The organism is Pseudomonas sp. MWU13-2862 (genome assembly GCF_023242495.1).
In the GTDB taxonomy this organism is placed as follows: domain Bacteria; phylum Pseudomonadota; class Gammaproteobacteria; order Pseudomonadales; family Pseudomonadaceae; genus Aquipseudomonas; species Aquipseudomonas gingeri_D.
On record NZ_JALMEZ010000001.1, the window covers coordinates 259,616 to 271,783 of the forward strand.

At 61.6% G+C, this 12,168-nt stretch carries 10 protein-coding genes and 4 tRNA genes; 2 read left to right on the plus strand and 12 right to left on the minus strand.

Features of this window, described 5'->3' with window-relative positions; genetic code table 11:
* Window positions 1-25: 25 nt before the first annotated feature.
* From leuB to leuC, 4 genes are all read right to left on the minus strand, one after another.
* The gene (leuB, locus tag M5C56_RS01255) at window positions 26-1,108 is read right to left on the minus strand and encodes a 3-isopropylmalate dehydrogenase (RefSeq protein ID WP_103497616.1); all 1,083 of its coding nucleotides are present in this window, start codon (window positions 1,106-1,108) and stop codon (window positions 26-28) included.
* Between the two features lie 57 nt (window positions 1,109-1,165).
* Window positions 1,166-1,930, minus strand: coding sequence for a class I SAM-dependent methyltransferase (locus M5C56_RS01260; RefSeq protein ID WP_103497617.1), 765 nt, complete (start codon window positions 1,928-1,930; stop codon window positions 1,166-1,168).
* A gap of 157 nt (window positions 1,931-2,087) precedes the next feature.
* Entirely contained in the window at window positions 2,088-2,732 is a 645-nt protein-coding gene (leuD, locus tag M5C56_RS01265; RefSeq protein WP_103497618.1) for a 3-isopropylmalate dehydratase small subunit, read from the minus strand.
* Between the two features lie 10 nt (window positions 2,733-2,742).
* Window positions 2,743-4,161 carry a 3-isopropylmalate dehydratase large subunit gene (gene leuC, locus M5C56_RS01270; protein ID WP_103497619.1) on the minus strand — a complete coding sequence of 473 codons (1,419 nt, stop codon included), beginning with the start codon at window positions 4,159-4,161 and terminating at the stop codon, window positions 2,743-2,745.
* Between the two features lie 152 nt (window positions 4,162-4,313).
* Here leuC and M5C56_RS01275 point away from each other — a divergent pair, with 152 nt between their 5' ends.
* On the plus strand, window positions 4,314-5,204 hold the full coding sequence (locus M5C56_RS01275; RefSeq protein WP_103497620.1) for a LysR family transcriptional regulator: 891 nt from the start codon (window positions 4,314-4,316) through the stop codon (window positions 5,202-5,204).
* 69 nt (window positions 5,205-5,273) lie between these two features.
* Complete coding sequence (locus M5C56_RS01280; RefSeq protein WP_103497621.1) at window positions 5,274-8,549, plus strand: PAS domain S-box protein; 3,276 nt, start codon at window positions 5,274-5,276, stop codon at window positions 8,547-8,549.
* Window positions 8,550-8,604: 55 nt separating this feature from the next.
* Here M5C56_RS01280 and M5C56_RS01285 read toward each other — a convergent pair whose 3' ends face one another.
* From M5C56_RS01285 to M5C56_RS01320, 8 genes are all read right to left on the minus strand, one after another.
* Window positions 8,605-9,054 carry an Hsp20 family protein gene (locus tag M5C56_RS01285; protein WP_103497622.1) on the minus strand — a complete coding sequence of 150 codons (450 nt, stop codon included), beginning with the start codon at window positions 9,052-9,054 and terminating at the stop codon, window positions 8,605-8,607.
* A 111-nt stretch (window positions 9,055-9,165) separates the two neighbouring features.
* Window positions 9,166-10,125, minus strand: a complete 960-nt coding sequence (locus tag M5C56_RS01290) for a tRNA-dihydrouridine synthase (protein ID WP_103497623.1) — start codon at window positions 10,123-10,125, stop codon at window positions 9,166-9,168.
* 92 nt (window positions 10,126-10,217) lie between these two features.
* Window positions 10,218-10,652, minus strand: coding sequence for a thioesterase family protein (locus M5C56_RS01295; protein ID WP_103497624.1), 435 nt, complete (start codon window positions 10,650-10,652; stop codon window positions 10,218-10,220).
* A gap of 50 nt (window positions 10,653-10,702) precedes the next feature.
* Window positions 10,703-11,242, minus strand: a complete 540-nt coding sequence (locus tag M5C56_RS01300) for a TetR/AcrR family transcriptional regulator (RefSeq protein ID WP_103497625.1) — start codon at window positions 11,240-11,242, stop codon at window positions 10,703-10,705.
* Between the two features lie 191 nt (window positions 11,243-11,433).
* Window positions 11,434-11,509, minus strand: a tRNA-Glu gene (locus M5C56_RS01305).
* 76 nt (window positions 11,510-11,585) lie between these two features.
* A tRNA-Ala gene (locus M5C56_RS01310) sits at window positions 11,586-11,661 on the minus strand.
* A gap of 57 nt (window positions 11,662-11,718) precedes the next feature.
* Window positions 11,719-11,794 (minus strand) — tRNA-Glu (locus M5C56_RS01315).
* Between the two features lie 79 nt (window positions 11,795-11,873).
* A tRNA-Ala gene (locus M5C56_RS01320) sits at window positions 11,874-11,949 on the minus strand.
* Window positions 11,950-12,168 lie beyond the last annotated feature (219 nt).

Sequence of the window (12,168 nt, forward strand, 5' to 3'; positions counted from 1 at the left end):
TGGAAGAGGCGGTGGGCCCGAGAGATTACAGATTCCGCAGCGCGGCGACTACTGCGTCGCCCATTTCCTGCGTACCGACTTTAGTGCAACCGGCCGACCAGATGTCACCGGTGCGCAGGCCCTGGTCCAGCACACGGCTGACCGCGGTCTCGATCGCCTGCGCCGCTTCGTGCAGGTTGAAGCTGTAACGCAGCATCATCGAAACCGACAGGATGGTCGCCAGCGGGTTGGCGATGCCCTGCCCGGCAATGTCCGGCGCAGAGCCGTGGCACGGCTCGTACATACCTTTGTTATGGGCATCCAGGGACGCCGACGGCAGCATGCCGATGGAGCCGGTGAGCATCGAAGCCTGGTCGGACAGGATATCGCCGAACATATTGTCGGTGACGATCACGTCGAACTGTTTCGGCGCCCGCACCAATTGCATGGCGGCGTTATCGACGTACATGTGGCTCAGCTCGATGTCCGGGTAATCCTGGGCAACTTGCTCGACCACTTCACGCCACAGCTGGCTGGACGCCAGGACGTTGGCCTTGTCCACCGAGCAGAGCTTCTTGCCGCGCACCCGCGCCATGTCGAAACCGACCCGGGCAATGCGGCGGATCTCGCTTTCGCTGTACGGCAGGGTATCGTAGGACTGGCGCTCGCCGTTTTCCAGGGTGCGGGTACCCCGTGGCGCGCCGAAGTAGATACCGCCGGTCAGTTCGCGAACAATGAGGATATCCAGGCCGGCGACGATTTCCGGCTTCAGGCTGGAAGCATCGGCCAGTTGCGGATAGAGAATCGCCGGACGCAGGTTGCCGAACAGGCCCAGTTGCGCGCGGATCTTCAGCAGGCCGCGTTCAGGGCGGATATCCCGTTCGATCTTGTCCCACTTCGGCCCACCAACGGCGCCCAGCAGCACGGCATCGGCGGCGCGGGCACGTTCCAGGGTCTCGTCGGCCAGGGGCACGCCGTGCTTGTCGATGGCGGCACCGCCGATCACGTCGTGGCTCAGCTCAAAACCGAGGCTGTACTTCTCGCTGGCCAATTCCAGCACCTTGACCGCTTCGGCCATGATTTCCGGACCGATACCGTCGCCTGGGAGAATCAGAATCTGCTTGCTCATGCTTTCCTCATGTCATCTGTCGCCGCGCCCATGGTCACGGGCGCGGCTGGAAAAAGTCTATCGCTCGGCCCACAGCACCAGCACATCGGTACTGAATGAACCATCGGCCTCAATCTCGAAATATTCTCGCACTTCCGCGCCCATTGCCTGCTGCAAATCGCGAATGGCGGTCCGCAACGGTTGCGGGGTGCGCATGCGTTCGACCCAGGAGCTGAACTCCAGGCGCAGGCGCTGACGCTGGGTACTGCGTACGTGCAGCCCGGCCTCGTTGACCTGACGCAGCCACTCGCCCGCCGAATAATCGCGGACATGGCTGGTGTCGCGCAAAACCTCGACGCTTTGCAGGTAGGTGTCGAACAATGGGCTGCCGGGGGACATGACGTCGATGAACGCGGCCACGCCACCGGGCTTGAGCACCCGCCGCACTTCCCGCAAGGCCTGCCCCAGATCGCTCCAGTGGTGTGCCGAGTAGCGGCTGAAGACAAAGTCGAACTCGCCATCGGCGAACGGCAGGCTTTCGGCCGCGCCGCATACCGTGGCGATATTGTTCAGGCCGCGCTCGGCGGCCGCCGCTGCGACCACGTCGAGCATCTGCTGCGAGAGGTCATAGGCGGCCACTTTCTTGACCAGCGGGGCGACATGGAAGCTCACGTGGCCGGCACCGCAGCCCAGGTCCAGGAGCCGGGCGTCGGAGCGTCCGGCCAGCTCGGCCTGGAGCAGGGCGAATTCGGCGCCCTGGGCGTGCACGGCGCTGCTCAGGTAGGCGCTGGCCTGTTCGCCGAATTGCTTTTGAACGACTGCGGTGTGGGCGTTGCCGGTCATGGGATTTTCCTTTTGCCGAGAGTTCCGTGTTGCCGATCCGGCCTTTCGCGGGCAAGCCCTGCTCCTACAGTTTTGCGTCGTACACAAAAGCCGCGTACGACATAACTTTGTAGGAGCAGGGCTTGCCCGCGAAAAGGCCGGCCCTGCCTACCTCAAATCAAGCGTCGCGAAACAACCACGGCTGACTGGCCCGGTGCTTGGCTTCAAACGCGGCAATCGCCTCGCCGTCCTGCAAAGTCAGGCCGATATCGTCCAGGCCGTTGAGCAGGCAATGCTTGCGGAACGCATCGACTTCGAAGTGATAGACCTTGCCGTCCGGACGGGTCACGGTCTGCGCCTGCAGATCGACCGTCAACTGATAACCCGGCGTCGCCTCGACCTGCTGGAACAGCTCGTCGACTTCGCTGTCGTCGAGGATGATCGGCAACAGGCCGTTCTTGAAGCTGTTATTAAAGAAGATATCGGCATAGCTCGGCGCAATGATGCTGCGGAAGCCGTACTCCTCCAGAGCCCACGGCGCATGCTCACGGCTGGAACCGCAACCGAAGTTCTCCCGGGCCAGCAACACACTGGCGCCCTGGTAACGCTCGGCGTTCAACACGAATTCCTTGTTCAACGGCCGCTTGGAATTGTCCTGGTAGGCATAACCCACGTCCAGGTAACGCCATTCGTCGAACAGGTTGGGACCGAAACCGGTGCGTTTGATCGACTTCAGGAACTGCTTGGGAATGATCTGGTCAGTGTCGACGTTGGCACGATCCAGAGGCGCGACAAGACCGGTGTGCTGGGTAAAGGCTTTCATGCTGCGCTCCTCAGATCAATTCACGAACGTCGACAAAACGACCGCTCACGGCGGCGGCGGCGGCCATGGCCGGGCTCACCAGGTGGGTACGACCACCGGCGCCCTGGCGCCCTTCGAAGTTACGGTTGGACGTCGAGGCGCAGTGCTCGCCGCTTTCCAGGCGGTCCGGGTTCATCGCCAGGCACATCGAGCAACCCGGCTCGCGCCATTCGAAACCGGCTTCGAGAAAGATCTTGTCCAGGCCTTCGGCTTCCGCCTGGGCTTTCACCAGACCCGAACCCGGTACGACAATCGCCTGCTTGATGGTCGAGGCGACCTTGCGGCCCTTGGCGATCACGGCAGCGGCACGCAGGTCTTCGATCCGCGAGTTGGTGCAGGAACCGATGAAGACGCGGTCCAGCTGGATATCGGTAATCGCCTGGTTGGCGGTCAAACCCATGTACTTCAAGGCGCGCTCAATGGAACCACGCTTGACCAGATCGGGCTCGCGAGCCGGGTCCGGCACGTTCTGGTCAACCGCCAGGACCATTTCCGGCGAAGTACCCCAGCTGACCTGCGGCTTGATCTGCGCGGCATCCAGTTCGACCACGGTGTCGAACACCGCATCGGCATCGGAGACCAGCTCTTTCCAGGCTTCGACGGCCAAATCCCACTCCGCGCCTTTCGGGGCGAAAGGACGGCCCTTGACGTAGGCCACGGTCTTTTCATCGGCGGCCACCAGGCCCACGCGGGCACCGGCTTCGATGGACATGTTGCAGATGGTCATGCGGCCTTCGACGGACAGGTCGCGAATCGCACTGCCGGCGAACTCGATGGCATGGCCGTTACCGCCGGCGGTGCCGATCTTGCCGATCACGGCAAGGACGATGTCCTTGGCTGTCACGCCAAACGGCAAGGTGCCTTCGACCCGCACCAGCATATTTTTCATCTTCTTGGCCACCAGGCACTGGGTGGCGAACACATGCTCGACCTCGGAAGTGCCGATACCGTGGGCCAAGGCCCCAAAAGCGCCGTGGGTCGACGTATGGGAGTCGCCGCAGACCACGGTCATACCCGGCAAGGTTGCACCCTGCTCCGGGCCGATCACGTGGACGATGCCTTGACGCACGTCATTCATCTTGAATTCGGTGATGCCATATTCATCGCAGTAATCGTCGAGGGTCTGCACCTGCAAACGCGATACCTGGTCGACAATCGCCTCGATCCCGCCCTTGCGTTCCGGAGTGGTCGGCACGTTGTGGTCCGGGGTGGCGATGATCGAGTCGACACGCCAGGGCTTGCGCCCGGCCAGGCGCAGGCCTTCGAAAGCCTGGGGCGAAGTCACTTCATGAATGATGTGACGGTCGATATAGATCAGCGACGACCCATCGTCGCGCCGTTTCACTTCGTGAGAATCCCAGAGCTTGTCGTAAAGCGTTTTGCCGGCCATCAGACGTTTCCTCATCAGCTTGTTTCTATGCCCCGGTTTATTGATGGCTGTTCTCAATAACCCCTTGGCTTGTGAGGTCGATGCTATGGGGTTAGAGTGAATAACTCAAATTCATATTTTTTATGCTTTGGATAACCAAGTGGAATACTAGAATGGACCTGGCCAACCTCAACGCCTTTATCGCCATCGCCGAGACCGGCAGCTTTTCCGGCGCGGGCGAGCGCCTGCACCTGACACAGCCGGCCATCAGCAAGCGCATCGCCGGCCTCGAACAGCAACTCAATGTCCGCCTGTTCGACCGCCTCGGCCGCGAAGTCGGCCTGACCGAGGCCGGCCGGGCCCTGCTGCCGCGCGCCTACCAGATTCTCAATGTACTGGACGATACCCGCCGGGCACTGACCAACCTGACCGGCGAAGTCAGCGGCCGGCTGACTCTGGCCACCAGCCATCATATCGGCCTGCACCGTCTGCCGCCCCTGCTGCGGGCCTTTACCCGACGCTACCCACAGGTGGCACTGGATATTCAGTTCCTCGATTCGGAAATCGCCTACGAGGAAATTCTTCACGGCCGCGCCGAACTGGCAGTCATCACCCTGGCCCCGGAACCCCACAGCCTGGTACGCGCCGTGCCGGTGTGGGACGACCCGCTGGATTTCGTCGTCGCCCTCGAGCATCCGCTGGTCAGCCACGGCCCGGTCAGTCTCAAGGACATCGCCCATCACCCGGCAGTCTTCCCGGGGGGCAATACCTTTACCCACCATATCGTCCAGCGCCTGTTCGAAGCCCAGGGCCTGACGCCGAACATCGCCATGAGTACCAATTATCTGGAAACCATCAAGATGATGGTCTCCATCGGCCTGGCCTGGAGCGTCCTGCCGCGAACCATGCTCGATGACCAGGTGGCACGCATTCCTTTACCGGGCATACAACTGACTCGCCAGCTAGGCTATATCCTGCACACGGAACGGACTCTGTCGAATGCCGCCCGGGCGTTCATGGCTTTATTGGATGCGCAGGGTGACAAGCCAGGATTGACCGCATAAGGCAAGCCTGCTTTATTCCAAACAGCTTTTTGCGGCACAACGTTCCTTTCATACCAAGGACAGCTGTAAATGCCCAAGTACGCCAGCCGTATTCCACCCCTGCCACGCATTCATGCACTCGACCCCCAGGTGTCGGAACAGAGCTGGGAAAGCGCCACACAGCTGCTGGCGGCCCTCAATGGCGCGCGCCTCGGAGCCTGGTGCTGGGATATTGAAAGCGGCCAGGTCAGTTGGTCCCGTGGCACCCAGGCGCTGTTCGGCTTCGATCCGCACCAGCCATTGCCCAAGGACATGGACTACCTCGACCTGCTGCCGGTCGAGGACCGCGCGCGCACCCTGCGGGCCTTCCACGCGGTACTGGAAGGCGAGCCCGTCGGACAGGCCATGCATCACCGCATCCTCTGGCCCGACGGCAGCCTGCACTGGCTGGAAATCAATGGCAGCCTGTTGCCGGACAAGAACGGCAAGCCGCGAATGATCGGCGTCATCCGCGAAATCACCCACCAGCGCCAGCGCGAACATGCCCTCAGCAGTTCGGAAAAGCGCTTCGCCACCCTGTTTCATCTATGCCCCAACATGGTGCTGCTGACCCGCGAGGAAGACGGCCTGATCAGCGAGGCCAACCAGTACTTCGAAAGCCTGTTCGGCTGGCCGGCGCTCCAGGTGATCGGACGGACCACCGTGGAGATCGGGCTCTGGGTCAATCCCGAAGAACGCGAGCGCCTGGTCAAATCGATCAACATCCGTGGCGAGTCAGTCAGCCAGGAGGTGCAGTTTCGCGCCAGCAACGGCAAAATTCATGATGGTATCCTCAGCGCCCAAAGGGTCGAACTGGAAGGCCAGGCCTATCTGCTGAGCACCTTTCTCGACACCACCGAACGCAAGAATGCCGAGCTGGCCCTCAAGGACAGCCAGGACCGTCTCGATCTGGCCCTGGACTCGGCGCAACTGGGCACCTGGGACTGGCATATTCCCAGCGGCATGCTCTATGGCTCGGCGCGCGCCGCGCAGTTGCACGGCCTGGAGCCACAGCCGTTCCATGAGTCCTTCGACGCTTTTTTCGACGGTGTCCCCGCCAGCGAACGCGAAAGCATGCGCAACGCCTACCGCAGCCTGCGCGAAGGTCCGGAAGGCAGCTATCAACTGACCTATCGGGTACAGTTGGAAAACGGTACCTCGCGCTACCTGGAAAGCCGCGCCCGCCTCTACCGCGACGAGCAGGGCAACCCATTGCGCATGGCCGGCACCCTGCTGGATATCACCGAACAGGTGGAGCGCGAACAACGCCTGGTGGCCTCGGAAGAGAAATTCGCCAGCCTGTTCCAGGCCAGCCCCGACCCGATCTGCGTCACCCGTCACGAAACCGGGCAGTTCATTGAAATCAACCCGGCCTTCACCCAGGTGTTCGGCTGGAACATCGATGAAGTGCGCAATCGCAGCGCCGAGCAGATCGGCCTGTGGGACGACTCGGCCAAGCGCCTGCAACGTATCCAGCAGGTGATCCGCGACCAGGCCCTGAACAATGTGGCGGTGATCGTTCACCACAAGCGCGGCCACGCCCTGACCTGCGTGATCGCCAGTCGGCAGATCGTGGTCGAGGGGCAGCTGTGCATCGTCACCACCTTGCGCGACATCACCCAGCAACAGCGGGCCGAGGCAGCGCTCAAGGCCAGCGAGGAGAAATTCGCCAAGGCCTTCCACTCCAGCCCCGACGCCATCACCATTACCGAGCGCGACAGCGGCCGCTACCTGGAGGTCAACGACGGTTTCTGCCGGCTGACCGGCTACACCAGCGGCGAAGTCATCGGCAGAACGGTGTATGAAATCGGTGTCTGGGCCGATCACAAGCAGCGCAGCGCCCTGCTGGCGGAGCTGAAGGAAAAGGGTCATGTCCCACACCGCGACATGCTCGGGCGCAACAAGCGCGGCGACGTGCTCACCGTCGAGGTGTCGGTCGAACCCATCATCCTCAATGAAACCGCGTGCCTGCTGCTGACGGCCCGGGATATCAGCCAATTGAAGAACGCCCAGGCGCAGATCCGCCACCTGGCCTATCACGACCCGCTGACCAACCTGCCCAACCGCGCCCTGCTGATGGACCGCCTGAGCCAGCAGATCGCCCTGCTCAAGCGCCACAACCTGCGCGGCGCCTTGCTGTTTCTCGACCTGGACCACTTCAAGCACATCAACGATTCCCTCGGCCACCCGGTGGGCGACACCGTGCTCAAGGTGGTGACCGCCCGCCTGGAAGCCAGCGTGCGCACCGAGGACACCGTGGCGCGCCTCGGCGGCGACGAATTCGTGGTGCTGCTCAGCGGATTGGACGGTTCACGCAGCGAGGTCACGCACAAAGTCCGCGAGCTGGCGGACACCATTCGCGAGCTGCTGGCCGAACCGATGTTCCTCGACGGCCAGCGCCTGCAAGTGACCCCGAGCATCGGCGTGGCGCTGATTCCTGATCACGGCACGACCCCCGCCGACCTGCTCAAGCGCGCCGATATCGCGCTGTACCGGGCCAAGGATTCCGGTCGCAACATCACCCAGCTGTTCCACAGCACCATGCAGAAAGCCGCCAGCGAGCGCCTGCGCATGGAAAACGACCTGCGCCAGGCGCTTTCCCGGGGTGAATTCAGCGTGCATTTCCAGCCCCAGGTGGACGCCCGCGACAACAGCATCATCGGCGCCGAAGCCCTGGTGCGCTGGCACCACCCGGAACTCGGCGCGCAATCGCCGACCGAGTTCATCAAGGTCCTGGAAGACAGCGGGCTGATCCTTGAAGTCGGCACCTGGATTCTTGACCACGCCTGCGAGGCCTTCGGCCTATTGCTGGGCGAAGGCCTGATCAGCCACGCTTTCAGCCTGTGCGTGAACATCAGCCCGCGGCAGTTTCGCCAGACCGATTTCGTCGAGCGGGTGGAACGCACGTTGATCCGCTACAACGTACCGTCCTCGATGCTGAAACTGGAAATTACCGAGGGCATCGTGATCCAGAACCTGGAGGACACCATCAGCAAGATGCGCCGCCTGAACAAGCTCGGCGTCAGTTTTGCCATGGATGATTTCGGCACCGGTTATTCGTCGCTGACCTACCTCAAGCGCCTGCCGGTGGATGCCCTGAAGATCGACCAGTCGTTCGTGCGTGACGCGACCCACGACCCCAACGACGCGGAAATCATCCGTGCCATTGTCGCCATGGCCCGCAGCCTGGGGCTGACAGTGATTGCCGAGGGGGTGGAGTTGCCGGAGCAACTGGTGTTCCTGGAAGGCTTGGGTTGCCATCTGTACCAGGGTTACCTGCACAGTCGGCCGCTGCCTTTGGAGGAGTTCAAAAAGCTCCTGATCTGAGTGCACCAAACAAAGAACCCCGCCGTGGCGGGGTTCTTTTTCAGCGGGCTGGCGCTTAGTGCTGCAGTGCCGGCTTTTGCCCGGCATTAATGGCAATGCGCTTTGGCTTGGCCTCTTCCGGCACGACCCGCAGCAGGTCGATATTCAACAGACCGTTGCTCAGGCCGGCGGCCTTGACCTCGATATGGTCGGCCAGGCGGAAGGACAGTTTGAACGCACGCTGGGCGATGCCCTGATGCAGGTAGCTGACGTTTTCAGCCAGGGCGTCACGTTTGCCGCCACTGACGGTCAGTACGCCTTTCTCGACCTGCAGTTCCAGGTCTTCTTCCTGGAAACCGGCGGCGGCCACGACGATGCGGTACTCGTCATCACCATGCTTTTCAACGTTGTAGGGTGGATAGCTGCTGCCCGGTTCGTTGCGCAGGGCGGTCTCGAACAGATCGTTGAAACGATCGAACCCGATGGAAGAACGGAACAGCGGAGCCAGCGAAAATGCGGTAGTCATGTCAATCTCCTGAAATTCAGCGAGTGGTTTAGTCCGCGACCCGAATTCGGCATCGCGTACTCCCTAGATAGGAACTCGCCCAGACATTTCAAGAGATTGTCGTGAAAATTTTCAGGCCGCTTCAGACAACGGCACATTCAACAGGCGCCCGACCGCCGCGCAATCGGTCTCACGGCGCAGGTGAGTGAACAGCTCCACCGCCTCCGGATAATTGCGCGTCAACATCGCCAGCCACTGCTTCAAACGACCCGGCGCCTGGCGTGGCGTCAGCTGCGCCTCTGCCTGTACCCAGAAGTCACGCAACAGCGGCAGCAGCTCGGCCCAGGTCATCTCCACGACTTCTTCGCCGGCCCGCGCCGCGGCGATCTGCCGAGCCAGGTCCGGACGCGAGACCAGGCCGCGACCGAGCATGATGTCCTCGGCACCGCTGATCTCACGGCAGCGCCGCCAGTCGTCCACCGACCAGATATCACCATTGGCGAACACCGGCACCTTGACCACTTCCTGCACCCGCGCCACCCATTCCCAATGGGCCGGCGGCTTGTAGCCATCGACCTTGGTCCGGGCGTGCACCACGATCTGCGATGCGCCACCTTCAGCCAGGGCCGTACCGCAGACCAACGCTCCATCCGGGCTGTCGAAACCCAGGCGCATCTTCGCCGTCACCGGGATATGCGCCGGCACCGCGCGCCGCACCTGCTCGACAATCGCGTTGAGCAACTCCGGCTCCTTGAGCAGCACCGCCCCGCCCCGGGACTTGTTCACGGTCTTGGCCGGGCAACCGAAATTCAGGTCGATCACCTGCGACCCCAGCTCGCAGGCCAGGGCCGCGTTTTCCGCCAGGCACACCGGATCGGAACCCAGCAGTTGCACCCGCAACGGCACACCCGCCGCCGTGCGGGCGTCGGTCAGCAGTTCGGGGGCGAACTTGTGGTAGTAGGCAGGCGTCAACAGCGAGTCATTGATCCGGATAAACTCGGTGACACACCAGTCGATACCGCCAACGCGGGTCAGCACATCACGCAGGATGTTGTCGACCAACCCCTCCATGGGTGCCAGGGCAATTTGCATGGGTACTCTCATCGGAAAAAGCGGTCATCAAAAAAAGCGACCGGCGAAAAAGTGCGGCAGTTTACGGGGTTCCGGCACAAACCGGTACGCCATCAGACCGACTGCAGCGCCGGCCCGTAGCCCTCGATAAATTCCGCCGGCATGCGCTTGGGCTTGCCGCTGGACAGCTCGATGCAGACAAAGGTGGTTTGCGCGCGCAACAGGGTCAGGTTGTCGCGGGGACGGACCAGCTGGAAACGCCGCGTCATCTTCAGGCGCTGGTCCCAGTCGACGATCCAGGTCGCCAGTTGCAACTCGTCGCCTTCGTAGGCGGCGGCCAGGTAGTCGATTTCATGCCGGACCACGGCCATGGCCCGATCCAGGCGCCGATATTCGCTCAGGTCCAGGCCCAGGCGCTGCGAGTGACGCCAGGCGCAGCGTTCCAGCCAGCTGACATACACCGCGTTGTTGGCGTGCCCAAGACCGTCGATATCCTCGTCGGCCACCTGCAAATCGAGGATGAAGGGTGTCGCCAGATCCCAACTCATGTACCGCTCCCGGTCAAATCAAAGACCCGGGCAGTGTAACGGAACAACCCTCAGATCACCGCCGTTTTGGCCGCCCGCAGGATTCGGTCGGACAATTCGCCGGGCCCCAGCGCCCGGGCCACGGCCAGACCACCGACCATCAGGGCGATATCGGCCAGGGCCTTGTCGGTGTCCTCGGGGCTGGACGCCAACTGCGCGACCATCAGTTCCACATGCTCGTTCAGGGCTTCGCGAAAACACTCCGGCAGATTGCACATCTCACCGACGATCGACGGGATCGGACAGGCTTGCTGGACCGCATCACGGTGCTTGCGCGACAGATAGAAGGCCGCGAACAGGGCACGTCGCTCCTCGCCCGGCAACTGGCTGTCGACCTCTCCCATCTTCACCCGGCGCTGGGCGAGCAATTGCTTGAACGCCTCCAGCATCAACGCGTCCTTGCTCTCGAAGTGCGCGTAGAACCCACCCACGGTCAACCCGGCGGCGCCCATCACTTCACTGACACTCGGCTCCACCGGACCACGCTGGATCAGGGCGTTACTGGCCGCCTGCAGGATGCGCTCGCGGGTTTGAGCTTTCTTGTCGTTCATTGCCACCTCCAGACATCACACAGAAAATATTATTCGCATAATATTTTTCCGCAAGACTTTATTTTGACCGCTGGTCCGCACCATGGGTATTAAAAAATGAATCAAGGGAGCAAAGGGCCAAACGCCAGACAAACAAAAGGGCCATTCAATAATTGAATGACCCTTATAAAATCCCGCAGAGCGGGCAATCGTGGCGTCCCCTAGGGGACTCGAACCCCTGTTACCGCCGTGAAAGGGCGGTGTCCTAGGCCACTAGACGAAGGGGACACAAACCCTTCTAACATGATCGGCGCTGAGTGCCGATCGCTTCAAGGCCGGTGTGGCCAGACCTTGAAGTGTAAATTGGTGGAGCTAGACGGGATCGAACCGTCGACCTCTTGCATGCCATGCAAGCGCTCTCCCAGCTGAGCTATAGCCCCGGATTTTTCGCCTCGGAGGCGGAACGACATCAACCTGCAACATCGCTTCTGTAAAACTGGCGTCCCCTAGGGGACTCGAACCCCTGTTACCGCCGTGAAAGGGCGGTGTCCTAGGCCACTAGACGAAGGGGACGCAAACCCTTCTATACAACTGATCAACGCTGAGTGCTGATCGCTTCAAGACCGGTGTGGCCAGGCCTTGAAGTGTAAATTGGTGGAGCTAGACGGGATCGAACCGTCGACCTCTTGCATGCCATGCAAGCGCTCTCCCAGCTGAGCTATAGCCCCTCATCGGTGAGGACGGGGCGAATCTTAAGGGCGTATCGGGGAGCTGTCAAACTTATTTTCAAACTTTTTGAAAATTTTTTGTCGGCATAACAACCACTTACCGCCCTGCCCCGGTAAAACCGGGGGGAATACCACCTACTGTGGAATCCTCTACAACCCTGTAGGCACTCAGAACCCGTAACAGCTTGGCTTGCCAGCAAAGCTTTTGGTGATCTTATG